The sequence below is a fragment of the Sodalis praecaptivus genome (genome assembly GCF_000517425.1).
Lineage (GTDB): Bacteria > Pseudomonadota > Gammaproteobacteria > Enterobacterales > Enterobacteriaceae > Sodalis_A > Sodalis_A praecaptivus.
The window spans coordinates 4,431,971-4,456,462 of the sequence record NZ_CP006569.1 but is presented as its reverse complement, the minus strand read 5'-3'; the positions used below and the strand labels follow the sequence as shown (position 1 = coordinate 4,456,462).

At 55.1% G+C, this 24,492-nt stretch carries 20 protein-coding genes; 12 read left to right on the top strand and 8 right to left on the bottom strand.

The genetic code is table 11. From position 1 onward, the window contains the following. The first annotated feature begins 48 nt into the window (after positions 1–48). Both ubiC and ubiA read left to right on the top strand, forming a co-directional pair. Positions 49–612: a chorismate lyase gene (ubiC, locus tag SANT_RS19805; protein ID WP_051440195.1), complete on the top strand. Its 564-nt coding sequence runs from the start codon at positions 49–51 to the stop codon at positions 610–612. Between the two features lie 15 nt (positions 613–627). Beyond that, positions 628–1,500 carry a 4-hydroxybenzoate octaprenyltransferase gene (gene ubiA / locus SANT_RS19800; protein WP_025423973.1) on the top strand — a complete coding sequence of 291 codons (873 nt, stop codon included), beginning with the start codon at positions 628–630 and terminating at the stop codon, positions 1,498–1,500. A gap of 133 nt (positions 1,501–1,633) precedes the next feature. Here ubiA and plsB read toward each other — a convergent pair whose 3' ends face one another. Then, positions 1,634–4,093 (bottom strand): glycerol-3-phosphate 1-O-acyltransferase PlsB, encoded by a 2,460-nt coding sequence (plsB, locus tag SANT_RS19795; protein WP_025423972.1) that lies wholly within the window; start codon positions 4,091–4,093, stop codon positions 1,634–1,636. A 370-nt stretch (positions 4,094–4,463) separates the two neighbouring features. On the opposite strand from plsB, the gene lexA reads away from it, so the two are divergent. Both lexA and SANT_RS19785 read left to right on the top strand, forming a co-directional pair. Next, complete coding sequence (lexA, locus tag SANT_RS19790; protein WP_025423971.1) at positions 4,464–5,072, top strand: transcriptional repressor LexA; 609 nt, start codon at positions 4,464–4,466, stop codon at positions 5,070–5,072. A gap of 441 nt (positions 5,073–5,513) precedes the next feature. Further along, positions 5,514–5,723: a CsbD family protein gene (locus tag SANT_RS19785; RefSeq protein WP_025423970.1), complete on the top strand. Its 210-nt coding sequence runs from the start codon at positions 5,514–5,516 to the stop codon at positions 5,721–5,723. Between the two features lie 484 nt (positions 5,724–6,207). On the opposite strand, the gene SANT_RS24915 is transcribed toward SANT_RS19785, so the two are convergent. The 4 genes from SANT_RS24915 to rcsA form a co-directional block, all read right to left on the bottom strand. Further along, on the bottom strand, positions 6,208–6,348 hold the full coding sequence (locus SANT_RS24915; RefSeq protein ID WP_420480363.1) for a hypothetical protein: 141 nt from the start codon (positions 6,346–6,348) through the stop codon (positions 6,208–6,210). Positions 6,349–6,461: 113 nt separating this feature from the next. Continuing rightward, the gene (locus SANT_RS19780) at positions 6,462–7,529 is read right to left on the bottom strand and encodes a metallophosphoesterase family protein (protein ID WP_025423969.1); all 1,068 of its coding nucleotides are present in this window, start codon (positions 7,527–7,529) and stop codon (positions 6,462–6,464) included. A gap of 705 nt (positions 7,530–8,234) precedes the next feature. After that, entirely contained in the window at positions 8,235–8,744 is a 510-nt protein-coding gene (zur, locus tag SANT_RS19775; protein ID WP_025423968.1) for a zinc uptake transcriptional repressor Zur, read from the bottom strand. Positions 8,745–8,813: 69 nt separating this feature from the next. Continuing rightward, the gene (gene rcsA, locus SANT_RS19770) at positions 8,814–9,443 is read right to left on the bottom strand and encodes a transcriptional regulator RcsA (RefSeq protein WP_081730492.1); all 630 of its coding nucleotides are present in this window, start codon (positions 9,441–9,443) and stop codon (positions 8,814–8,816) included. A gap of 904 nt (positions 9,444–10,347) precedes the next feature. Between rcsA and dusA the strand changes: the two genes are divergently transcribed. Then, on the top strand, positions 10,348–11,337 hold the full coding sequence (gene dusA, locus SANT_RS19765; RefSeq protein ID WP_038669923.1) for a tRNA dihydrouridine(20/20a) synthase DusA: 990 nt from the start codon (positions 10,348–10,350) through the stop codon (positions 11,335–11,337). Here the strand turns inward: dusA and SANT_RS19760 are convergent. Then, the gene (locus SANT_RS19760; RefSeq protein WP_025244805.1) at positions 11,317–12,039 is read right to left on the bottom strand and encodes a helix-turn-helix transcriptional regulator; all 723 of its coding nucleotides are present in this window, start codon (positions 12,037–12,039) and stop codon (positions 11,317–11,319) included. The two genes, dusA and SANT_RS19760, sit on opposite strands and share 21 nt — an antisense overlap. 817 nt (positions 12,040–12,856) lie before the next feature. On the opposite strand from SANT_RS19760, the gene SANT_RS19755 reads away from it, so the two are divergent. The 3 genes from SANT_RS19755 to pspG all read left to right on the top strand — a co-directional run bounded on the left by SANT_RS19755 (position 12,857) and on the right by pspG (position 15,963). Further along, entirely contained in the window at positions 12,857–13,957 is a 1,101-nt protein-coding gene (locus SANT_RS19755; RefSeq protein ID WP_025423965.1) for a DUF917 domain-containing protein, read from the top strand. Then, on the top strand, positions 13,954–15,516 hold the full coding sequence (locus SANT_RS19750) for a hydantoinase/oxoprolinase N-terminal domain-containing protein (RefSeq protein ID WP_025423964.1): 1,563 nt from the start codon (positions 13,954–13,956) through the stop codon (positions 15,514–15,516). Before SANT_RS19755 ends, SANT_RS19750 begins: the two co-directional genes overlap by 4 nt. A 207-nt stretch (positions 15,517–15,723) precedes the next feature. Continuing rightward, positions 15,724–15,963, top strand: coding sequence for an envelope stress response protein PspG (gene pspG, locus SANT_RS19745; protein ID WP_025423963.1), 240 nt, complete (start codon positions 15,724–15,726; stop codon positions 15,961–15,963). Between the two features lie 304 nt (positions 15,964–16,267). On the opposite strand, the gene SANT_RS19740 is transcribed toward pspG, so the two are convergent. Then, positions 16,268–17,251 (bottom strand): quinone oxidoreductase, encoded by a 984-nt coding sequence (locus SANT_RS19740; RefSeq protein ID WP_025423962.1) that lies wholly within the window; start codon positions 17,249–17,251, stop codon positions 16,268–16,270. A 137-nt stretch (positions 17,252–17,388) separates the two neighbouring features. Here SANT_RS19740 and dnaB point away from each other — a divergent pair, with 137 nt between their 5' ends. The 4 genes from dnaB (at position 17,389) to SANT_RS19720 (ending at position 20,971) form a co-directional block, all read left to right on the top strand. Then, on the top strand, positions 17,389–18,795 hold the full coding sequence (dnaB, locus tag SANT_RS19735) for a replicative DNA helicase (RefSeq protein WP_025423961.1): 1,407 nt from the start codon (positions 17,389–17,391) through the stop codon (positions 18,793–18,795). Positions 18,796–18,935: 140 nt separating this feature from the next. Further along, positions 18,936–20,132 carry an aromatic amino acid transaminase gene (locus SANT_RS19730; RefSeq protein ID WP_025423960.1) on the top strand — a complete coding sequence of 399 codons (1,197 nt, stop codon included), beginning with the start codon at positions 18,936–18,938 and terminating at the stop codon, positions 20,130–20,132. A 65-nt stretch (positions 20,133–20,197) separates the two neighbouring features. Continuing rightward, positions 20,198–20,614, top strand: a complete 417-nt coding sequence (locus SANT_RS19725; protein WP_025423959.1) for a secondary thiamine-phosphate synthase enzyme YjbQ — start codon at positions 20,198–20,200, stop codon at positions 20,612–20,614. Positions 20,615–20,617: 3 nt separating this feature from the next. Continuing rightward, positions 20,618–20,971, top strand: coding sequence for an MmcQ/YjbR family DNA-binding protein (locus tag SANT_RS19720; RefSeq protein ID WP_025423958.1), 354 nt, complete (start codon positions 20,618–20,620; stop codon positions 20,969–20,971). 643 nt (positions 20,972–21,614) lie between these two features. Here the strand turns inward: SANT_RS19720 and uvrA are convergent. Then, complete coding sequence (gene uvrA / locus SANT_RS19710) at positions 21,615–24,458, bottom strand: excinuclease ABC subunit UvrA (protein ID WP_025423956.1); 2,844 nt, start codon at positions 24,456–24,458, stop codon at positions 21,615–21,617. Positions 24,459–24,492 lie beyond the last annotated feature (34 nt).

The window sequence follows — 24,492 nt, the reverse complement described above, 5'->3', positions numbered from 1 at the left end:
GGTGAATTGTAGGTGTGGCATGTCAATGAAAGGCGGTTCTGGGCTACAATGAAATCTTTAACCCTGGGAGCGAGCGTGGACCCTATGCCGGATCAGGCGATTGTTGCGCTACTTGACGGTATTCAGTGGCTGGACGCGCCGCCATCCTGGCCCGATGACGTCACGCGCAGCTGGTTGACCGAGCGTGGATCGATGACGCGCCGTCTTGAACGCTACTGCGGGCAAATCCGCGTACAGCGCTTTCGTGAAGGGTTTGTCCCCGCCTGCATCGAACCGGGCGAGGCGGCGTTACTGCCGGACTGCGGGCGATTCTGGCTGCGGGAAGTGGTGCTTTATGGTCATGACAAGCCCTGGCTGACCGCGCGCACTCTGGTTCCCGCCGCGACAAAGGCAGGGCCGGCGCAGCACGTGCTGAGCCTCGGCGATGTGCCGCTCGGGCAATGGCTTTTTCGCCATCGGCCGCCGGCGCGCGATATTATGCAATTCGGCCGGGTGGGCGACCTATGGGCGCGGCGTGCTCGCCTGCTTCCCGACGGGCAACCGCTGCTGCTGACAGAGGCGTTTCTACCCGATTGCCCGCTGTATGCCCGCGGCGGCGGTGCGCCAGAATAGAAAAGGAGAATTCCGTTGGATCACAGTCTGACACAGGATAAATGGCAGGCATGGTGCCGATTGATGCGGATTGATAAGCCCATCGGTTCGCTGCTGTTGCTGTGGCCGACGCTTTGGGCCCTGTGGCTGGCGGGCATGGCCGTGCCCGCTCTGGGAACGTTGACGGTATTTGTTCTGGGTGTCTTCTTTATGCGCGCCGCCGGCTGCGTGATTAACGATTATGCGGACCGTAAAATAGACGGTCATGTCAAACGTACCCGCGCCCGCCCCTTGCCCAGCGGCGCAATCGGTGAAAAAGAGGCCAAACTCCTGTTTGGCGCGCTGGTGGGGATTTCGTTTGCGCTGGTGTTGACGTTGAACAGTATGACCATCGCGCTGTCAACGGTAGCGCTGGCGCTGGCGTGGGCTTATCCGTTCATGAAGCGATACACGCATTTGCCGCAGCTGGTGCTGGGCGCGGCGTTCGGCTGGTCGATTCCGATGGCGTTTACGGCTGTGAGTGAGTCCTTACCTCTAAATTGCTGGCTGCTGTTTCTTGCCAATATCACCTGGACGGTGGCTTACGATACCCAATATGCCATGGTGGACCGGGACGACGATCTGCGTATCGGCGTCAAATCCACCGCCATCCTATTTGGTCGCTTCGATAAACTGATCATCGGGTTGCTGCAATTGGCGACGCTGGGGTTGCTCGGCGTTATCGGCTGGCAGGCCGGGCTCGGCGGGATCTACTATTCGGCCCTGGCGGGCGCCGCGGCACTGTTTCTCTGGCAGCAAAAGCTTATCGCCAACCGCGAGCGACAGGCCTGCTTTCGGGCGTTTCTGAATAATAACTTTGTTGGCATGCTGATTTTTATCGGCATTTTGCTGAGTTTATTACCGCGTTAAGCTGCCTCATCTAAACGCGTTTCGCCGCGAGGGGAATGCAGACTGCGGCGTAGGCGGTTATCGGCGCGATGGGTTGACGAAATGCGGTGTCGCCGCGGCACTATCGCCATCGCGCCTGCCGGCGGTTTTGCGCTTATTCCGCCGGCAGCGCCGCGATAGCCGGCCCGTTCGCCAGTAGACTGGCGCTTTCGATGGTGCCGAGGACGTCCGGCGTGATCAATTCACTCAGGATGTCGCACATCTCGCTGACTTTCTCATCGATGGCGTCGCCGGTATCGCTGATATATTCCTCGGCGCGCAGCGTCGCCACCAGGGTCGAAAACACCGCTTTATCGAAAAACTCCGGCGCGTTGATGCCGTGCAGTACCGAAAGCCGCTGCGCCATAATCCGGCTCTCTTTTTCCAGCGTGCTTCGGTTAAGCTGCGGATGGGCGCGCAATAACAAAAAGGTAATGGCGTAGCGCTGGAGCGTTTCGCTCACGCTGGCGGCCAGCAGTTGCAAGGGATGGAGACGCGTTTGTGCCGGGTACAGCAGCATTTCCCGCGTTTCCACCAGTCCCTGGCGCGCCAGTTCGGTAATGAGACTGTCGATAACCTGCGGCAACTGTTGTTTGCTATAGCGCATAAAGAGTTCCGCTTTCAGGAGTGGATACAACAGCATGATCCGCTGGTGCAGCTGCGGGCGCGCGATACCCGGACGGCCACAAATAATACTCGCCACCAGCGACGGCAGGATGAACAGATGCTGGATGTTATTGCGATAATAGGTCATTAGTACGGCCTGATCGCGCGACAAACAGACGATATCGCCGATAGTGTCATGCGCGACGGTAAACTTGTTCATCGCCAGCGCATGGGCCAAAAGCGCCTCCGGCGTCAAATCGGGTACCGTGATATCCGGCGCATAGGGCACATTGCGCAGCAGCTCCAGATAACAGGCTAACTGCGACAGCAACTGCGGACGGGTGAGCGAGCGCTGGCGCGAGGCCAGCAGTACGGTGGAGCATAAATTAATCGCATTGGCCGCGGCGGCGTTGTTGATCCGCACCATAAGGGTAGCCGCAATGTCATCCACCGCCGGCGCCAGCCAGCCCGGGCGCTGGGCCTCGATGGGATCGATGGAATCACGCCACTGCGGTACCTGTTGCGACAGCCAGGTGGCCAGGGGCAGCGGGTCGCCAAAATTGACATAACCCTGGCCGAGATTGCGCAATTTGCGCAATCCACGCAGCATTTGCCAAAGCCCCTCTTTCTCTTTGGCCGCTCCGCGCAATTCTTTAGCGTAGGTCGCCACTTCCATCACATGTTCATAGCCGACATAAATCGGCACCAGGGTAATGGGGCGGTTACCCCCGCGCAGCATGGCCTGAATGGTCATGGTCAGCGTCCCGGTTTTCGGCTCCAGCAGCCGCCCGGTGCGGGAGCGCCCCCCTTCGACGAAATACTCCACCGAATAGCCGCGGGTGAATAACTCGCCGAGGTATTCGCGGAAAATGGTGGAGTAGAGCTTATTGCCTTTGAAGGTGCGACGAATAAAAAACGCCCCCAGCCGGCGGAAAATCGGGCCCGCCGGCCAGAAATTTAGGTTAATGCCGGCGGCGATATGTGGCGGCACGAGCCCTTGATGGTAAAGCACATAGGAAAGCAACAAATAATCCATATGGCTGCGGTGGCAGGGCACATAAACAATCTCGTGGCCCTCTTCCGCCAGTTGACGGACCCGCTCGGCGTTGCGCACGTGTAGCCCTTGATACAGCCGGTTCCAGGTCCAGCTCAGCACCCGGTCCGAAAGGCGGATCGCTTCATAAGAAAAATCGGCGGCGATTTCCTCCATGAGTTCGATGGCGTTTTGCTGGGCCTTTTCCACGGAAATTTTCTTGCTGCGCGCCTCATCCTCCACCGCTTTTTCAATGGCTTTGGAGGCCAGCAGCTTATTGAACAGATCCTGACGTACCGGCAGCCGCGGCCCCGCCGCCACCAGCCGCTGCCGGGCAAAATGAATACGCGCGACACGGGCGAGTTTCTGCGCGATAGACTTGTCGGTGCCGTGCTCTGTCGCCATATAACGCAGCGATAACGGCCGCGAGAACCTCACGAAACTGTCGCGTCCAAGCCACAGCACCGCGAAGAACTTCTCGATACCGTTCAGCAGTCGCAATTGCGGCGCCGGCTGACTGGATTGCGACTCTCTGCCGGGCGAACGGCCGAACATGACCGACACAGGCACCAACTGCACATCCAGCGCAGGATTCGAGCGGTGCAAATCAAGATAATTATGAAACAGCGAGACCGACTGCGGTTTTTCGGCGTACCACGACAATATGCGCGGCCCGTCATGAATAAAAACATAGCGCGGTAGGGTAACGCCGTCGATATGCAGCGGCGTCAGCGGATCGGGCAACCCCTGTTTCAGGCATTGCGTACGTAATGTGAGCAGGTCCGCTTTGGAATTATAGGGCAGCACATACATCATGGGCTGCCGGGGATCGAGGCCAGCTTCAGCGCGCGGATCGGCCGGAATAACTTTACTTCTTACCAGCAACTTTAGCGGTAAATCCAACAACGTATAATAAATTCTACGCCAACCTGACATGTCTTTGTGAAGCCTCTTGTTAGCAATGCGATGCAAGAATACCAGAAACCGCGCGGCGGATCTGTGGCGCGTCAGCGTCTGAGGCCACAGCGGCAATCGCTGCGGCATCGCGTGCAAAATTAATGCCCGCCGGGTTCGGGTTCCATGGCAATCGTGGGTAACCGGCCCGGGGGCGGCGGCTAACCAAGGGAGGCGGAGCAATGTTATGAGCGCTGCCCGCGCCATGTCTTAGGGCGCCCGGTTGCCGCGACTACACGGCGAGGGAGTTATATTATCGTGAATGGCACCCTATTTCGCGCGTTTTCGGTTTTCAATTGGCAATGACCTGTATATACTCTCAGAAAGACTGTATAAACAAACAGGGGACGGAATGAAAGCGCTAACCACCAGACAACAAGAGGTTTTTGACCTGATCCGCGACCATATCACGCAGACCGGCATGCCGCCCACGCGCGCCGAGATTGCGTCGCGTCTGGGGTTCCGTTCTCCCAATGCGGCGGAAGAGCATTTGAAAGCGCTGGCGCGCAAAGGCGCTATCGAAATTGTCTCCGGCGCATCGCGCGGCATCCGTCTGATGATAGAAGAAGAAAGCGGATTGCCGCTGATTGGTCGCGTGGCCGCCGGAGAGCCTCTGCTGGCGACACAGCATATTGAAAGCCATTATCAGGTGGATCCCGCCTTGTTTAAGCCCCACGCGGATTTTCTGCTGCGTGTTAGCGGTATGTCAATGAAAGACATTGGTATTATGGACGGTGACCTGCTGGCGGTCCATAAAACGCAGGAAGCCCGCAATGGTCAAGTCATCGTGGCGCGCATCGACGATGACGTCACCGTCAAACGGCTGAAGCGCCAGGGCAACATCGTCGAATTATTACCGGAAAACAGCGAATTTTCTCCCATCGTGGTGGATCTGCGTCAGCAGGAACTGACCATCGAGGGGCTTGCGGTTGGCGTGATACGCAACGGCAACTGGCTATGATCGCAGCGCGGCGGGGTCGCACCACGCTGGCCCCACTGCGCGGTCGTCCGTTTTCCGGGCAAATGGCGTCCAGGTCGCCATGCGCTCTATGCCCTTAGGCGCTCGGCGGTGATGAGTGCGGAAATGCGGGCCTAACGCTGCCTTTTGCTCTTCTCCGATCGGCGTCACGCGGTTAACCCGAGTCACCGACACATTTACTTACAGACTAAGTATTTTTCCAATGTCTTACTTCCTGCTGTTTTAACAGGTGTTATTTCAATTTTTCCACCCTCTACGGCATTTTACGATGGGATCGTCTGGTAAATCCGGCCTTTGCCAAATCCGCTGCTATAATTTAGTTAATGCTTAGCGCATCGCTTCTTTACACGTATGGCTGGATTTGCGAATTCAGACGAGGAAATGAAGGTTATTGATAAACTACCTTACAGAAGGAGTCATCACATGAATAAAGACGAAGCCAGCGGCAATTGGAAACAATTCAAAGGTAAAATCAAAGAACAATGGGGAAAACTTACCGATGATGATTTGACCGTGGTGGAAGGGAAACGCGATCAATTAGTCGGTAAAATCCAGGAACGCTACGGCTACGGCAAAGATGCGGCCGAAACCGAAGTGAAAGATTGGGAAACCCGCAACAAATATCGTTGGTAAGCGGTTTCAGGTCATCAAGGGTGGGTTAGCCTAAGTGCTTTCCCACCGAAGGGTTCCTACCCAAAGGTACAAGGATGTACCACCTGGCTGCAAGTGCCAGGCGCTTATTTATGATGTATATTGTTGGCTATAGCGGGTCAAGATGCCGGTTCTCCTTTCTATTAAATGAAGCTGCTTAAGATAAAACTGCAATCACCGATCTGTGCTATTGATTGTCATCCTTATCGCCGTTTTACTAAATTCGTTGCTCTGATAAAGCGGGAGTTCTCCTCACAGTTGGGTAGACCCTAAACCCTTCTCTCATTAACCACACAATAATGAATGACGCTACGCGCTTACCCTTTCTTGATATAGAAGATGTTATTTCTGTTCTCTTTTTGATCTGTTAAGTGCCGTCTCAAGGTTGTCGTCATCAATGATGATAATGAGTTACCGCCAACGGCAAAGCAAACCTCTTTCATTACTCAGCACAGCTTTTAACCGCTTAAACCCGATGCCATTTCACGCGGGTAGTTACCTTTAACGCATTCCCCTTGTTGAGGACCACCTCTTGCTTATCGTAATAGACTCGCGTCTGATAGCCGGCGTTGGTAACGATTTTGATCGTTTTATTGCCGCCATCCATTGCAGGAAGAAAAATCTTAGGGGTCCATCCGCCATCGTATATTTTAATGAGGACCTGATCGTGGGCATTTAATATTTTTCGCAATGACACGTCGCTGATAATTTCTCCATTGTTTATGGGGAAGAGATAGAATTTTCCTCGTCTAAATAATCAATTATTTCATGTCGTAACGCTTCTATATCGATCCAAGTGTCCTCATCATAAATTTTATTAATACCATAATCACTTTGCCCTTTAACGGTAGAATCGCCATCAGGCATATCGTCCAGGTATTGCTTGTTCATTAACACTGATGCTTTAGCCAGCAGGTCCTGCGGTGCACTTTTCTCGGCATCCGTTAGCTCCTGGGTCAAGACCGACAATTGCGGGAAATTAATGGCTTGGTCATATTGATTTAATCTCTTGTCATTAAAAAAATCCCATGCTTCAAAAACAAATGTTTCCTGACTTGTTTTAATTAACCATCCCGTGCCCGCTGATTTAACGCCATTTTCACTTTTAGTTAAACTGGGGATTTCGACAAGTGTGCCAAAAGGGCGTTGAATAAATTCGATCACGCCCAAGCCATTATGTATGTGGCCGTTCAGCAAAATGATTTGCGGATAATGGTTGAATAATTCCTTAAGTATTTCATCTTGCTCGCCAAAACCCCCAAAAAGCCCCGCACGCCAATGGGATGAGTTGAAAGACTGGTGTGTAACGACAATAATGGGTTTGTGGATGTCGCTATCTTCGGCTAATTTCTCTTTTAGCCATGCTAGTGAAGTCGCAATTAGAAACATACTATCTTTGAGACCCTGATCGGTATTCAAACACAAAACATGATAATCGTTAAACCAAGTGTCAATGCACATGGTATTATCGTAATAGTGAATGCCAAATTTATCTAAATAGTCGTGATATAAGTTTACCAAATCTGGATCTAAGGATTTATCTGGTCTTACACCCGTTCTGACATCATGATTGCCTAACATAAGCATCATGGCGTTATGAAATTCTTGGGGGAAACAATCGTTTATGATTGAAAACGCTTTCTCTCTCCTGCTGTGCTCATCACCGATGTCGCCGGCCATAATCAATGCCGTAGCCCCATTTTTTGCCATATTCTTCAGGGATATTTCTAGTACCTTATTCTCATTTTGCCCATTTTGGTGAATATCACTAATTAATCCGATAATCATATTTTCGCTCCTTAGCGGTTGACATTATCCCATCAACGAGGTTATCGACACATTAGGCCTATAGTCACGTTAATGGGAAGATTATGATTTATTAATATAACGTTTTTAAGGATTAATAGTTTGTTGGCATGTTTTGTGACAGAGGGCTGAGAAATAAATAACGCTACTGAACGACTTAATAGCAGAGGATTTTATTACGCCAGATAATAGACGACCACTGCACATTTATCATGGCCAAGAAGTGATAAGGCAAATTGACATCAAACTAAACGTTACTTGATGCTTCTTCGTTAACACCGAGCCGATGTGCAACGCTGCGATCAAAACACTATTACGGTAGATGCTGCCATTAACCCTAATGGAATATTACCCTACCTTGGGTCTAATCCTGTGGGATATTACCACATCAATTCAGAGCGCGTATTCTGGCTGCTATTGCCTCTCTTCGACCCCCCACACGAAGGGTGGAAGGCTCGAAGTACTGGCGAGGGGATCACTGGCAGGCCGGTTGGCCATTTTTAACGATGTGAGGTTGTAGCGTCATGCAATTGATGTCTGATTTACAGGGCGTGGTCAACAGCGATGATGCGACTCGCCGCCTAGGCGCCTTATTATCTGTGCTAAAACGCGGCGCTGTTGGCCCAGCCGAGCACAGGGTCCGCCATCCCGCCCTCATTAAAATAATGCCTAGGTAGGCGAGGATTTTTATCGTTTTTTTATTGCAATGCTGTGGTCGTGTTCGCACGCGTCAGGATGCTCACAGGCCTGCACTTCAGCACACTGCGGACAGAAACCGTGCGCTTCTACCACGTTATGGGAGAGGGTAAAGCCGGCGACGGCCGCCATACGCTGTAATATGTCTTCAATGCCCTGTGTGGTTTGCTCAGTGACCAAGCCACAGCGGTCGCAAATGAAAAAAGCGGAGGTATGGGACGGTTCGGCAAAATGATGGCACAGCACAAAGCTGTTGGTGGATTCAACGCGGTGAACAAAACCTTGCTCCAAGAGAAAATCCAGGGCGCGGTAAACGGTCGGTGGTTTTGCCTGCGGCTCAGACTGGCGCAATAAATCCAGCAAATCATAAGCACTTATCGCACCGTTTTGCTGCGACATCAGGCGCAGTACCTCCAGCCGCTGCGGCGTCAGGCGGACATTGCGCTGCTCGCACAATTGTTCGGCCTGGCTGAGAAGTGGGTTTTCAGTGGTGGCTTTCATGATGCTCCCCGGTTACGGTTTCTCTAGTCATATTACCACGACGGCGCCAAAACCACGACTAAAGGTGCCTCAACCGTTGTATTGGCGGGCATACAGATCATCGGTGACGCTGCCGGCGATCTGCAAAATATAATAGATAATCAATTTATTATCGGCATTGGTTTTGCGTTTAATATTGATCTTATGTGACGACAGCGTTTTATCTTTAATATTCAGATGGGCGCAAATTGCTTTAGTGTTCTCGCCAGCCATCCACATGGCCAGAATTTGCTTTTCGGTTTTACTGAATCGCAGCGGTGTGCAGCGTTTAGCTCTGCTGGCGATCGGAGATCTTTCTTGTCCGGCGAAATGGCGGAATAGCTGTGTAAATCCGTCAACGGCAAGAAATTTGGAGGTCACGATAACATTACTTTTAAGAGGGACAACGGCGTTATAGACAATGTTTTCATTGCCAATAAAAATCAGAAAAAAAGTGTGGGGCAGTCGTTCGATTAATGTCTTTAAAATGTGGCCGTCATCTTTTGCATGCATATAGCGTTGACTGATTATGACAATGTCAGGGATAATTTTATGGCAAAGCGTATCCAATTTCAGAACATCATTAAGAGTATAGATATTTCCTCTCACGCCACTATCAGTTAGCAATGACCGCATTGCACTACGGGTAAATACACAATGATCAAGGATAAAGGCTGTCATATTGCTCAGTCTGGTAGCTTTTTCACCATCGGGAAAAAGAGATTATTATTTGGCTAACATATCAGGCCTCAGAACTACGCATGTTGCCGCCGATTTCGCGGCGGCGCAGGCCGGTGCCGTTGCTGTGAGTCGGCGGTTAATAGCCGTAAAAATGACCTACCGATACTAGGCAGTTGTTCACGATTACATGCGAAGCGCGGGTCCTTTGCCTTGGGCAACGCCGGCATGCATTTTCAATGCCCAGCTTTCTTTTGATAGAACAGACGCGGCATTTTGTAAATCCACCCTCCGGGTATTGGGACGCAGTGTGGGCAATTTGGGACAAAATGATCGCATCAGCTCCTGATTGAGGTTATCTAAGTCTATGTACGTATGCCACGCCGGCCGGGACGGTAAACGGCTGCGGCGCCCATCGTGCCAAAGCCTTTAGCCGCACAGCCTGATAGGCCGTTAACTCCCCTTTCCATGATTATAGAGATTAATAAAAGACGCAAAATGCCTATTCGCTACATAACACGTTAACCGGCTTCGTTGTTTACTGCGATATGCCGCCGATTGATAGGCATACGCAACCGGTTTCTGGCGGAAACGGCGCTAACAGAATATAGCGGTAAGATCGTGTCATCCTGCGGTCAGGCAATACGGAGAGTGGTTTAAACAACCCATAGGCAAGAGGGGCGCCAGCGTGTTTTGTTTTAACTTCTCTAACGCGCGCCGATGGAAGCGGCGTTTGACTTTTATCAGGGGCCACCGGCAACCGCTTTTCTATGCTAGAATCTCCCCGAAGAATTCCCTGTCGGTTCCCTTTGTTCCCGTGCCGCGTGGGTAGCCGATTGCCCGAACAGACGTGAAAATATCAGCCATGCTTGAAAACCGCCTTAATCAAAACGTTCAGCCGTCCACGATGACCTCGGCCGGTTTGGTATCGACTGCGCCCGGCCGGTTCAGCGTTGCGCCGATGCTCGATTGGACCGATCGTCATTGCCGTTATTTTCTGCGCCAGTTGAGCCGCCGTACGCTGCTGTACACCGAAATGGTAACCACCGGCGCTCTGTTGCACGGTAAAGGCGATTATCTGGCCTATAACGACGCGGAACATCCCTTGGCGCTGCAACTGGGCGGAAGTGAACCGGATGCACTAGCGCGTTGCGCGAAAATGGCACAGGCGCGAGGCTATGATGAAGTCAATCTCAACATCGGTTGCCCCTCCGATCGCGTGCAGAACGGCCGTTTCGGCGCCTGTTTGATGGCCGAGAAAGAGCGGGTGGCGGCGTGTATCGCCGCCATGCGCGAAGCGGTATCGTTGCCGATAACGGTAAAAACCCGTATCGGTATCGACGAGCAGGACAGCTACGCGTTTCTCTGTGAGTTCATCGATACCGTTGCCGCTCGCGGCGGCTGCCAGACCTTCATCATTCATGCCCGCAAAGCCTGGCTTAGCGGCTTGAGTCCCAAAGAGAATCGCGAAATTCCACCGCTGGATTACGACCGGGTGTATCAGCTAAAGCGGGATTTCCCGTCGCTTCGGCTCATGATCAACGGCGGAATCACCACCCTACATGATACTCGGGAACATTTGCAGCGACTTGATGGGGTCATGATGGGCCGCGAAGCCTACCAGAACCCGGGCATCCTGGCCCGGGTTGACAGCGAGCTGTTCGGCGAGGCGGATCCCCTGCCGAATCCGGCGGCGGTGATTGACGCGATGTTGCCTTATATAGAGCGGGAGCTGTCTTGCGGCACGGCCCTTGGCCACATTACGCGCCACATGCTCGGGCTGTTTCAAGGAATGCCGGGCGCCCGGCAGTGGCGCCGCTATTTAAGCGAACACGCCCACCGCCCAGGCGCGGGTGCCGAGGTGTTGATTAAAGCGCTATCCTGCGTCCAGCATTAATAATTGACTCAAGGGCTTCAAGAATTTTTGCGGCACATAACGGTCAAAACCGGTGTGGCGGCTGTATTCGCTAAACTGGCGCAAACAGTGTACTCCCGCTTTCTGATAGATGCCCTGGAGCTTGTTCTCCACCGTACGGTGCGAAAGACCAAGATGACGGCCAATGACTTTGCTGCTCATGTTTTGCAGGACAAAAAAGATCACGTCCAGCTCGCCCTCGGTAAAGATCGGTTCCGGCGGATAAAACAGGAAATAACCGGGGCTTTTGCCGCATAACTGCTTTTGCAGCGAGACGTCTTCGACTTTACGCGCGTGGAAAATTGAGCCAATGCACTCACGGGTGATCTGATGGTAGAGTGGATATTTATCGAAAAAATAAGGTTGAATAAGCTTTTCTCGGCCGTAACAATGGATTTCGATGGAGCAAAGGCGATCCTGCTGTTTGATGGTGCAACGGTCGTGGCGTTGGAAATGCGAGGCAAAATCCGCCACCGGTGACGGTAAATCATGATCGAAGCAGCCGGGGATGGTGAAAAGTGCTGGATTAATATTCAGCAGATCGTAATAAGCAGGGTTGGCATAAAGATAGCGTGATTCAAGGTCCTTGACGCCCCAAGGTTCACGGGACGATTCCCATAGCATTAGCAGCTGCGGTGCTATGACGCTATCCTGAGTATCGCGAGATAGGCAATCGCTGTTCATATAAAGTCCTTTTGAAAAATACCGCGTGGCAATTCTATTTTTACCGCAAATGTTATTTTTGATCCAGCCTGGCCCCCTATAAATTTATGATTAACGGCTTCGTCGATATAGCCCGTCCGCCTTTCGTGTAATATTCCCTCGGCCAAGGTTATTAATGAGGTGATAATTAATTTATTTATTTTGCTATCTGTGGGCGGCTATTGTTGCGCTTATTTATGTGCTTATGGATGGGAATGTCGATGGCTCGACAAGGGTAATGTGGATAGATTGTCTTCTCGGCAAAAAAAACGGGTGATTATATTACAGGTCATGGGCCGTTGAGAGAGCATGGCGCTGGACCAAGAATAGGTGATGGGGAAATGTCGGAGAGGGGAGTAAATCGGCCAGGCGTCAAAGTATTTGGTTACCTGGCCGTGCGTTCGTTTAAAGGATAAGACGATAGGTTTATCGGCCGATGCAGGGTTAATTGAATATTCCGAAGGAGGCGCACCAAAAGAATAGACTTCAGGCTTTTATTCAAAGTCCAGGGTTGATTAATAATCTGCTATTGTTTTGATCTGTTTTATTATGAATATTGCATTCATTAATCGTGATATTAAATTTTTAAACCTGGATTGATTAGAAAAATTTTGTGAGGTCGAATATATTTATGGTTTAATTTCTCTGTCTTTGAAGGGAATATCAAAGGTGGGGAATTATAATATGTCTAATATTGATGTCATGCTTATTATGCGTGCGCCGGCGTATATCTACGCAATGGGTTTCTTAACGGGGAATAGGGCATCAGCGCCTGTGCAGAACCAAGGGAGGTGGTGAGATGAAATGGCTGGATCATGAAGCGATTGATTACATCAGTTACGGCGCCGCTATCCTTGCCAGCGGCGGTGGAGGCGATCCCTATATCGGTAAAATCATGGCTCAGCGGGCAATTGCCGAGTATGGGCCTATTCGATTATTAACGTTAGATGAGCTTCAGCCGGAAGAATTGCTGCTGGCGACGGGCATGATAGGTTCGCCGGCCGTGATGATGGAAAAGTTGCCAAACGGTCAGGAATCCCTGACGGCCTGCCGAATTATCGCTCAGCATATGGGCCGCGCTTTATCCGCTATTTACCCGATTGAGACCGGCGGCATCAATTCGCTGTTACCGCTGGCCTCGGCCTGTATTCTCGGGCTACCCGTCATGGACGTCGACGCCATGGGCCGGGCTTTTCCCGAGTTTCAAATGACCACCTTCTATCTCGACGGCCTCAATGCGTCGCCGTTTGCCGTCGTGGATGAGCATGCTAACACCGTGCTGGTGGAGGCTGAAGACAGCATGAAGGCGGAGCAATTGGCCCGCGCGGTCGCGGTGAAGATGGGCGGTGCCGCAACCTTCGCCGGTTATCCGGTTACGGTCGGCCAAGCGCGCGCCTCGGGGATTGCGGGGACGCTGGGGCTGATGTGGCGCATCGGCCGAGAAGTTCAGCAAGCGCGCGCCGCGCGCCGCAACGTTATCGATACCCTCACGGCGCTGCTGCACGGCGTCGTGCTGTTTCGCGGTAAAGCGAATCGGGTAAACCAGCGTAGCGAAGGCGGTTTCAATCACGGCACCGCCTGTTTTGTCGGGGTGGACAACGATAGCGGCGGCCGCTTTGACGTGCTTTTTCAGAACGAATATTTGCTGGCACGCCGGGACGATCGGCCGCTGTGCATGACGCCGGATCTGATTATTCTGCTCGATGAGGAAACGGGGCTGCCGATTCTGGGCGAAAGGCTTTGTTACGGGATGCGCGTGGTGGCGCTGGGCGTTCCCGCCCATGAAAAATGGCGCACGTCGCGGGGAATCGAGGTGTGCGGACCGCGTTATTTTCATTATCAAAATGACTATACGCCGGTGGAGACGCTGGCAGCCCGGTGCAAGGAGGAAAGCGCATGAGTATATCTTTGGGGATCGATGTCGGCGGCACCCATACGGATGCGGTGCTGCTGGATGCGCGGCAAAGGATTATCGCCCATACTAAACAGCCCACCAGCGTTGACGTCATGCAAGGGATAGGTCAGGCGCTGGCGGCCCTGCTGGCTTTGGTCAACGTGGACCGCGGCGACATACGCCGGGCGATGCTCGGCACGACCCATTGCACCAATGCCATCGTTGAGCGTAAAGGTTTACAGCCGGTGGCGCATTTCCGCCTCGGCGCACCGGCCTCGCTGGCGGTGCCGCCGTTAAGCGATATGCCGGCCGACTTCCGCGCGCGTTTGCCGGTACGGCTGTTTACCCTTGCCGGCGGCTATCATTACAACGGCGATATATTATCAGCCCTGGATGAATCCGCCCTGCGTCAACAGTTGCAGGCGGTCAAAGGGGCGGTGCGGGCGGTCTCGGTCTGCGGTATTTTTTCACCGGTGGTGGCCGAGCAAGAGCAGCGGGTCGCGGCCCTGGCGCGTGAGATCCTGGGGGCAAATACGCCGATCTCCCTGTCATCGGAAATCGGTTCCATCGGCCTTTTGGAGCGGGAGAACGCCACGGTGCTGAATGCAGCGTTGTGCGGGATTGCGCATACTCTCACCGAGGGTTTTCGTCAGACGCTGGCGCGGCAGGGGATCATTGCCGAACTGTTTTTCGGTCAGAATGACGGTACGTTAATGCCGCTGCATCAGGCGCGGACTTTCCCGATCCTGACGATCGCCTCCGGGCCCACAAATAGCCTGCGAGGCGCGGCCCGGCTATCGAGTCTGCAACAGGCGCTGGTGGTCGATGTGGGCGGCACGACCACGGACGTCGGCGTTTTGTGCGGCGGATTTCCCCGCCAGTCGGCGATGGAGGCTGAAATAGGCGGAGTACGTACTAACTTCCGCATGCCGGATATCGCGTCTATCGGCCTCGGGGGCGGCTCTGTGGTCACGGTGGACGCGGACGGCGACATCAGCGTCGGGCCGGAAAGCGTAGGATATGCCTTGCCGCAGCGGTCGCTGGTCTTTGGCGGCGACACCCTAACGGTGACGGATATCGCGGTGGCCCGTGGCTGGGCGGACATTGGCAACGCCGGGCGGGTCGCGCATCTGTGCCCGTCAATGGTGGCCCGGGTGGCGGAGCATTATGTGGCGATGGTGGAAAAATGCCTTGCGCGTATGAATACCAGTCAGCATGACATGCCCGTCATCTTGGTGGGGGGCGGTGCGGTATTGCTTCCTATGCATCTCAAAGGCGCCTCCGAGGTGATACGTCCGCCCCACGCCGGCGTCGCCAACGCCACCGGTGTGGCTATTGCCCAGGTCAGCGGTAGCGTGGATACCATTGTGTTACCGGGCGATGAGTCGCTGGAGTCGTGCCTGCGGCGGGCGGAACATCAGGCGCGGGAGGCGGCCATCGCCGCCGGCGCGCTGCCGGAGACGGTGGATATTATCGAGCTGGATTCGCTGCCGCTGGGTTATATGCCCGCAAATGCGATTAGGATCCGGGCCCGGGCGGTGGGCACGCTGGCCCCCGTACGTTAATCGCGGTCCGCGGAAGGAACCCGTCGTGGCGCTTTTTGCTAAAAAGTGGTCAAATTCGCTAAGTCGCAACAGTGTCTTTTTACCCACTAATCAGCAAAAACAGCCGTTTAGGGGAATGCCAACTTGGCATGGTTCTTGTAATGCATATAGAGAGCTAACATTTACCGCCGCGGCGAGCGCTATTGCGCTCAATAAGGAGCCACCCCCATGCTGGAATTATTTTTTGTCATTGGTTTTTTTCTCATGTTGTTGTTGACCGGTATCTCGGCGTTGGGCGTGCTGGTGGCGCTGGTGGTGGGGTCGCTGGCGATGCTGTTTGCCGGGCTGTTCGTCACGGCGGTCAAATTGCTGCCGTGGCTGTTGGTCGCGCTGGCGGCGGCGTGGCTATGGCGTGCGATAAAAAAACCGTCGCCCCCGCGCTCGCGGTTTGATTCCCGTCTGCGCTAGGTCTTCGGTGCGAAAATGGGGGATGGATCACAGCTTTGAGTTTTACACCCCGGGGCGATATTTTTTTTAGAAGGCGGCTGCTAGGATAAACCCGCTTTAGACTCATTGATTTCATCATTGCCGGGCAATAATAGCGGCGGCAACCCGCATGGCCCGGCAAATTCTGCTCTGCCCCTACATTTTTACAGTGTGTTATGTCATAGCGTTACGTGACGGGCTTCCCTTGGGAAGCCCGTTGTTTTTACGGTCAGTGTGACGCCGGGGCAGGCACAAGGGTCTTCGCGGGCCAGGCGGCAGTCTGCCGTTACGGGATAAGCAGTAGCGACCCGTTGGTTTGCCGGCTCTCAAGCGCCTGATGCGCCCGTTGCACCTCGGCCAGCGGGAATTTTTGCTGGTCGGGCACGTCGACTTTGATCACCCCGCTGGCAATCATGCTGAACAGTTCATCGGCGGCGAGCTTAAGGCTTGCGGCATCGGTGATATAGCCGTTGATCGAGGGGCGTGTGACGTACAGTGAGCCCTTCTGATTCAAGATCCCCAGATTGACGCCGGTAACCGGTCCCGAGGAGTTGCCGAAGCTGACCATCAATCCGCGGCGGCGTAGGCAGTCGAGGGAGGCTTCCCAGGTGTTTTTGCCGACCGAATCGTACACTACGTTAACCTTGTTACCGTGGGTCAACGCCGCCACGCGCTCAGGCACATTTTCCTCACGGTAATTTATTGTTTCCCAGGCGCCCGCCCGTTTCGCCAACGCCGCTTTTTCCGCGCTACCGACGGTGCCGATCATTTTCGCGCCCAGCGCTTTCGACCACTGGCAGGCGATGCGCCCGACGCCACCGGCTGCCGCATGGAACAAAAAGATCTCATTCGGCTTGATTTCGTAAGTCTGGCGCAGCAGATAAAACACCGTCAGCCCTTTTAAAAAAGCGGCCGCGGCCTGTTCAAACGAGATGGCCGAGGGTAACAAAGCCAGTTTTTCCGCCGGCACATTATGCACCGTGGCGTAGGCGCCCTGCGGGGACTGGGCGTACACCACCCGGTCGCCGGTGTTAAACCCCTCGACGCCGGGGCCGACCTTGCTCACTACCCCGGCCGCTTCCGTGCCAAGGCCCGAGGGCAGCGATGGCGTGGGGTAGAGGCCGGAACGGACATAAGTGTCGATGTAATTGATGCCGATGGCTTTATTCTCTATCTGTACCTCGCCCGGACCGGGATCCACGGGGGTGAAATCCACATATTCCATCACTTCCGGTCCGCCGTGGGCGGCAAACTGTATACGCTTAGCCATCACTCTTCCTCCAATTAAGATATCTTTAATAACCATAAGCCTTGCGGCGTGGTTTGCAAAGCGCATAGGATCTCGACCCGAGAGAGGATACAATGCGCCCTTATCCAAGGACTTCTTGATAGGTAAAGTACCCTTTCATGTCAGAAAAAAAACCGTCTAACAAAGCAAATTTTCCCCGCGACCGTCAGGTTGAAGGTCTGAAGATGCCGCCCCATTCGCTGGAAGCGGAGCAGTCGGTGCTGGGCGGTTTGATGCTGGATAACGAACGCTGGGACAACGTCGCCGAACGTGTGACCGGCAACGATTTTTTTAACCGCCCGCACCGTCTTATCTTCAACGAGATGCAGCGTCTGTTGGAGCTGGGCAAGCCTATCGATCTGATCACGCTTTCGGAATCTCTCGAACAAAAAGGGGAATTGGACGCCGTTGGCGGGTTCGCCTATCTGGCGGAGCTCTCGAAAAATACCCCCAGCGCCGCGAATATTTCCGCTTATGCCGATATTGTGCGCGAACGGGCCGTGGTGCGGGAAATGATCGCCGTCGCCCATGAGATAGCCGATGCCGGTTACGATCCCCAGGGACGCAGCAGCGAGGATCTGCTGGATCTGGCGGAGTCGCGGGTTTTCCAAATAGCCGAGAACCGCGCCAGTAAAGATGAAGGCCCGAAGAGCATCGACCGTATTCTTGAAGATACGGTGGCGCGCATCGAACAGCTTTACCAGAAGCCGCACGACGGCGTCACCGGCGTTTCCAGCGGCTATTTGGACCTGGATAAAAAGACCGCCGGCCTGCAAAAGTCGGATTTGATCATCGTCGCCGCGCGCCCGTCCATGGGGAAAACCACCTTTGCCATGAACCTATGCGAAAACGCTGCCATGACCGAGGGCAAACCGGTGCTGATCTTTAGCCTGGAGATGCCCGGCGAGCAGATCATGATGCGTATGCTGGCGTCGCTCTCGCGCGTCGATCAAACCCGGATTCGTACCGGCCAGCTGGACGATGAGGATTGGGCGCGCATTTCCAGCACCATGGGGATCCTGCTGGAAAAACGCAACATGTATATTGATGACTCGTCAGGGTTGACCCCGACAGAAGTGCGATCGCGCGCGCGGCGGGTATTTCGCGAACACGATGGCCTGAGTCTGATCATGATCGACTATCTCCAACTGATGCGCGTACCGTCGCTGTCCGATAACCGTACCCTGGAAATCGCGGAAATCTCCCGGTCGTTGAAGGCGCTGGCTAAAGAGCTGCAGGTGCCGGTGGTGGCGCTGTCGCAGCTGAACCGAAGCTTGGAACAACGCGCCGATAAGCGCCCCGTCAACTCCGATTTACGTGAGTCCGGTTCAATCGAGCAGGATGCCGACCTGATTATGTTTATCTACCGCGATGAGGTCTATCACGAGAATAGCGATATGAAGGGGATTGCTGAAATTATTCTCGGTAAGCAGCGTAACGGCCCTATCGGCACCGTGCGGCTAACCTTTAACGGACAATGGTCACGATTCGACAATTATGCCGGCCCGCAATATGACGATGAGTGATGCTCTTCGGCGCCTTTTTTTTCTTATCGCGCTCCCATTTTTGACGCTTTTTGTTAACTTAATCGCCACTCAATTCGCTTTATTTGATATTGTGAGCAGTGGGTGCAACGTTGCATCCGCTCATCCAGGAGAGCTGCACCGTGTTCCAAAATGTTGATGCTTATGCGGGAGACCCCATCCTTACGCTGATGGAAACCTATAAACAGGATCCGCGCCCTGATAGGGTCAATCTAAGCATCGGTCTTTATTACAACGAACAGGCGATTATCCCGCAACTGCGGGCGGTGGCCGAGGCGCAGGCCATGCTGCTCGCCCGCCCGGCGCTAAGCTCCTCCTCCTATTTGCCGATGGAAGGGTTGTCAACCTACCGCAGCGCCACCCAGGCGCTGCTGTTCGGAGAGGACCATCCGATGCGCAACGCGCAGCGGATCGCCACGATTCAGACCGTGGGCGGGTCAGGGGCACTGAAAGTCGGCGCGGATTTCCTGAAGTGTTACTTTCCCGACTCCCAGGTCTGGGTCAGCAGCCCAACATGGGAAAACCACGTGGCCATTTTCACCGGCGCCGGATTCCAGGTTAATCGTTATCCTTATTTCGACGGTGAGAAACTGGGCGTCAATTTTGACGCGATGCTGGCCTGTTTTCAGCAATTGCCGCAGCGGAGCATTGTGCTGCTGCATCCGTGCTGCCATAACCCGACCGGCTCGGACCTGACCCGGTCCGAATGGGATCGAATCATCGAGGTGGTGGCGGAACGTCAGCTCATTCCTTTCCTGGATATCGCCTACCAAGGGTTCGGCGACGGGTTGGAGGAAGATGCTTATGCGGTGCGTGAAATGGCGCGCCTGGGGTTGCCTTGCCTAGTAAGCCACTCTTTCTCCAAAATTTTCTCCCTTTATAGTGAGCGGGTGGGCGAGCTGTCGATTGTGTGCGATAGCGCGAACGAAGCCGAGCGCGTGCTGGGCCAATTAAAGGCGACCGTGCGCCGCAACTACTCCAGTCCGCCGAACTTTGGCGCTCAAGTGGTGGCGCAGGTGCTGAACGAGCCGGCACTCAATGCTCTGTGGCGTGAGGAGGTGGCGGCGATGCGCCTGCGTATTCTGGCAATGCGCCAGAGCCTGGTGGCGGCGCTAAAGGTCGCGCTACCCGAACATCAATTCGACTATTTGCTGCGTCAGCGGGGCATGTTCAGCTATACCGGCCTCAGCCCGGCCCAGGTGGCGCATTTGCGCGAAGTGTACGGCGTCTATCTGATCGACAGCGGCCGGATGTGTCTGGCCGGGCTGAATACCGCTAACGTCGGCAAAGTGGCCCAAGCCTTCGCGGCCGTGCAGTAGCCGCGAGCGATTTTCCCCTGCTCCCGTGTAGCCACTATACTGAGTGGTAAAAAGGAGCAGGTATTATGTGGTACCAACAAACCCTGACTTTGAAAGCCCAACCGCGCGGCTTTCATCTGGTCACCGATGAAATCGTTTCCCAATTGACGTCGTTGAGCGCTGTCCGTCGCGGGCTGCTTCATTTATTGCTGCAACATACTTCCGCTTCGCTGACGCTAAATGAAAATTGCGATCCCACCGTCCGAACCGACATGGAAAACCATTTTTTACGTCAGGTTCCGGAATCGGCCCCCTACCAGCACGATTATGAAGGGGCGGATGACATGCCGGCACATATCAAATCTTCTCTGCTTGGCACCTCACTGTTATTGCCCGTTGGTCATGGCACGCTGTTGTTGGGCACTTGGCAGGGAATTTGGCTGGGTGAGCATCGTAATCGCGGCGGTGGCCGACGTATCGTCGCCACATTACAGGGGGAATAATTTATGGATCAATCGACGCTGTTGAGTTATTGCATGACCAAACCGGGCGCGGTACAGAGCGTACGCCAGGAGTGGCAGGCAAACCAGATTAAAGTCGGAGAGGTGATGTTTGCTATGACCCATACCGTGGACGGCAGACCGGCGGTATCGCTGAAAAGCAGCGCCGAAATGGCTGAGGCATTACGCAGCGCGTTTAATGCGGCGGTGCCGGGCGAGCGGCTGAATAAAGCCCACTGGAGCACGCTGTTTCTTGACGGTGATATCCCTGATTCACAATTTTATCAACTGGTGGATGCTTCCTGGCAATGGGCGGTAGCGGGCCTGCCGGAAGCGACGCGCCAAACGCTGAATATCTGACGCGGCGCTGCCTGTTTGCAGCGAAATACCCGCGCGCCGCGACGTGCGATGACCCCTGCGTGCCGTGAGGCATAGCGGCGGCCTGGGATGGTATTAGCAAAAAGACGCCTTTAAACTCTGAGGCGCCAATGCGCCAATGCGCCAATGCGCCAATGCGCCAATGCGCCAATGCGCCAATGCGCCAATGCGCCAATGCGCCAATGCGCCAATGCGCCAATGCGCCAATGCACCAATGCACCAATGCACCAATGCGCCAACGGGTCCGCGGCCAAAGCGCCGGCGGTGCCGCGGCCAAAGCGTCGACGGGTCCGCGGCCAAAGCGCCGGTGCCGCCGCAGCCAAAGCGTCGATGGGTCCGCGGCCAAAGCGCCGGTGCCGCCGCAGCCAAAGCGTCGATGGGTCCGCGGCCAAAGCGCCGGGGGTGCTGCGGCCAAAGCGCTAACGGGTCCGCGGCCAAAGCGCCGGGGGTGCCGCGCCCAAAGCGCCAACGGGTCCGCGGCCAAAGCGCCGGTGGTGCCGCGGCCAAAGCGTCGACGGGTCCGCGGCCAAAGTGTCAATACGTCGACGGATCCAGCGCCAAAGCGCCAGACGTTAGCGGAGGTCGCGAGGCACTTTCGTCCCGCCTATCCGTATCCGGCCGCCCCCTAAGCTTTTTGCAACGCGCGCTCGAGAATGGGGCGCAGGAAGCGCGCCGTATGGGACGCTTTACAGGCCGCCACCGTTTCCGGCGTGCCGGCCACCAGAATTTCACCGCCGCCGTTACCGCCTTCCGGGCCAAGATCGACGATCCAATCGGCGGTTTTGATCACGTCCAGGTTATGCTCAATTACCACGATGGTATTGCCCTGATCCCGCAACTGATGCAGCACCGCCAGCAATTGCTGAATATCGGCGAAGTGTAGGCCGGTCGTCGGCTCGTCGAGGATATACAGCGTTTGGCCGGTGCCACGCTTGGACAGCTCGCGCGCCAGCTTGACCCGCTGCGCCTCGCCGCCGGACAGCGTGGTGGCGGATTGCCCTAAGCGAATATAGGACAGACCGACATCTATCAGCGTTTGCAGTTTGCGCGCCAGGGCGGGAACAGCGTCGAAAAACTCGCGCGCTTCCTCGATGGTCATCTCCAGCACCTGGTGGATATTCTTGCCCTTATATTTCACTTCCAGGGTTTCACGGTTGTAGCGCTGGCCCTTGCAATGATCGCAGGGCACATAAATATCCGGCAGGAAGTGCATTTCCACCTTGATGACGCCATCGCCCTGGCAAGCTTCGCAGCGCCCGCCGCGCACGTTGAAGCTGAAACGGCCGGGCGTATAACCGCGGGCGCGGGATTCCGGCACGCCGGCGAACAATTCGCGCACAGGCGTAAACACGCCCGTGTAGGTCGCGGGATTGGAGCGCGGCGTTCGGCCGATAGGGCTCTGATCGATATCAATGACTTTATCGAAATGTTCCAGGCCCTGCACTTCGCGATAGGGCGCCACTTCGGTAGTGGTCGCGCCGTTGAGCTGGCGCTGCGCTACCGGGAACAGCGTGTCGTTGATAAGCGTCGATTTGCCCGAGCCGGAAACGCCGGTGATGCAGGTAAATAGCCCCACCGGCAGGGTCAGCGTCACGTCCTTAAGGTTATTGCCGCGCGCGCCGACCAGCTTCAATACCCGGGTGGGATCCGCCGGAATGCGCGCCTGCGGAATGGCAATTTCCTGCTTGCCGCTGAGGAACTGGCCGGTCAGCGACGCCGGATGGGCCATGATCTCCTCGGCGGTGCCTTCGGCCACCACCTCTCCGCCGTGAACGCCGGCGCCCGGGCCGATATCGATAATATGATCGGCGGCGCGAATAGCGTCCTCGTCGTGCTCCACCACGATCACCGTATTGCCGAGATCGCGCAGATGCACCAGGGTTTCCAGTAATCGCTCGTTATCGCGCTGATGCAAACCGATGGAGGGTTCATCCAGCACATACATCACGCCCACCAGGCCGGCGCCAATCTGGCTGGCCAAACGGATGCGCTGCGCCTCGCCGCCGGAAAGCGTTTCCGCCGAACGCGACAGGGAAAGGTAGTTCAGACCGACGTTGACCAGAAACTTCAGCCGATCGCGGATCTCCTTTAATACTTTTTCAGCGATCTTGGCGCGCTGACCGCTCAGTTTCATCTCGTCGAAAAATGCCAGCGCATGGCCGATGCCCATCTCAGAAATTTCCGGCAGGGTAGTGTGCTCCACGAAGACGTGGCGGGCTTCGCGCCGCAGACGGGTCCCGCCGCAGGTGGCGCAGGGGCGGTTGCTGATATATTTGGCCAGCTCTTCGCGCACCGCGGTGGACTCGGTTTCCTTATAGCGGCGCTCCATGTTCGGCAGCACCCCTTCAAACGGGTGGCGCCGCACCGAGGTGTCGCCGCGATCGTTGATATATTTGAATTCGATATTTTCCTTGCCGGACCCGAAAAGAATTTTTTGCTGAACCGTCGGACTCAGCGCATGGAACGGCGCCTCAACGTCGAACTTATAGTGTTCGGCCAACGAGCGCAGCATCTGAAAATAATAGAAGTTGCGCCGATCCCAGCCGCGAATGGCGCCGCCGGCCAGGGAGATGTCCTGATTTTGCAAAACCCGGTCGGGGTCGAAGTACTGCTGCACGCCGAGCCCGTCGCAGGTGGGGCAGGCGCCGGCCGGGTTGTTGAAAGAGAAAAGCCGGGGTTCCAGCTCGGGCATGCTATAGCCGCAGATCGGGCAGGCGAAGTTGGCGGAAAACAGCAACTCTTCCGCTTTTTCGTCATCCATATCCGCCACTACCGCGGTACCACCCGAGAGACCGAGCGCGGTGTCAAAAGATTCCGCCAGGCGCTGGGCGAGATCCTCGCGCACTTTGAAACGATCGACCACGACTTCGATAGTATGTTTTTTTTGCAGCTCGAGTTTCGGCGGATCCGACAAATCGCAGACCTCCCCGTCGATACGCGCCCGGATATAGCCCTGCGCCGCCAAGTTTTCCAGCGTTTTGCTGTGCTCCCCCTTGCGCTCTTTCACGATGGGCGCCAGGAGCATCAGCCGTTTGCCTTCCGGCTGCGACAGCACATTATCCACCATCTGGCTAACGGTCTGCGCCGCCAGCGGAACGTCATGGTCCGGGCAGCGCGGCTCGCCGACGCGGGCGTACAACAGACGCAGATAATCGTGGATTTCGGTGATCGTGCCCACCGTCGAGCGCGGATTATGGGACGTGGATTTTTGCTCAATCGAGATGGCGGGCGACAGCCCTTCGATATGATCCACATCCGGTTTTTCCATCAACGACAGAAACTGCCGGGCATAGGCAGAAAGCGATTCCACATAGCGACGCTGACCCTCGGCATAGAGCGTATCAAACGCCAGCGATGATTTTCCCGAGCCTGATAAGCCGGTAATTACTATCAATTTATCGCGGGGTATCACCAGACTGATGTTTTTCAGGTTATGGGTACGAGCACCACGAACTTCAATCTTATCCATTCAACTAATCCCAACACCGGATGAACGAGGGCGG

Coding starts and splice junctions, on each gene's coding strand:
- ubiC (WP_051440195.1), top strand. CDS start 49: ATGAAATCTTTAACCCTGGGAGCGAGCGTGGACCCTATGCCGGATCAG.
- uvrA (WP_025423956.1), bottom strand. CDS start 24,458: ATGGATAAGATTGAAGTTCGTGGTGCTCGTACCCATAACCTGAAAAAC.
- SANT_RS19780 (WP_025423969.1), bottom strand. CDS start 7,529: ATGATTATCGGATTAATTAGTGATATTCACCAAAATGGGCAAAATGAG.
- SANT_RS24915 (WP_420480363.1), bottom strand. CDS start 6,348: ATGGATGGCGGCAATAAAACGATCAAAATCGTTACCAACGCCGGCTAT.
- SANT_RS19720 (WP_025423958.1), top strand. CDS start 20,618: ATGGATCAATCGACGCTGTTGAGTTATTGCATGACCAAACCGGGCGCG.
- SANT_RS19725 (WP_025423959.1), top strand. CDS start 20,198: ATGTGGTACCAACAAACCCTGACTTTGAAAGCCCAACCGCGCGGCTTT.
- SANT_RS19785 (WP_025423970.1), top strand. CDS start 5,514: ATGAATAAAGACGAAGCCAGCGGCAATTGGAAACAATTCAAAGGTAAA.
- rcsA (WP_081730492.1), bottom strand. CDS start 9,443: ATGACAGCCTTTATCCTTGATCATTGTGTATTTACCCGTAGTGCAATG.
- SANT_RS19740 (WP_025423962.1), bottom strand. CDS start 17,251: ATGGCTAAGCGTATACAGTTTGCCGCCCACGGCGGACCGGAAGTGATG.
- zur (WP_025423968.1), bottom strand. CDS start 8,744: ATGAAAGCCACCACTGAAAACCCACTTCTCAGCCAGGCCGAACAATTG.
- lexA (WP_025423971.1), top strand. CDS start 4,464: ATGAAAGCGCTAACCACCAGACAACAAGAGGTTTTTGACCTGATCCGC.
- SANT_RS19755 (WP_025423965.1), top strand. CDS start 12,857: ATGAAATGGCTGGATCATGAAGCGATTGATTACATCAGTTACGGCGCC.
- dusA (WP_038669923.1), top strand. CDS start 10,348: ATGACCTCGGCCGGTTTGGTATCGACTGCGCCCGGCCGGTTCAGCGTT.
- pspG (WP_025423963.1), top strand. CDS start 15,724: ATGCTGGAATTATTTTTTGTCATTGGTTTTTTTCTCATGTTGTTGTTG.
- SANT_RS19750 (WP_025423964.1), top strand. CDS start 13,954: ATGAGTATATCTTTGGGGATCGATGTCGGCGGCACCCATACGGATGCG.
- SANT_RS19760 (WP_025244805.1), bottom strand. CDS start 12,039: ATGAACAGCGATTGCCTATCTCGCGATACTCAGGATAGCGTCATAGCA.
- plsB (WP_025423972.1), bottom strand. CDS start 4,093: ATGTCAGGTTGGCGTAGAATTTATTATACGTTGTTGGATTTACCGCTA.
- dnaB (WP_025423961.1), top strand. CDS start 17,389: ATGTCAGAAAAAAAACCGTCTAACAAAGCAAATTTTCCCCGCGACCGT.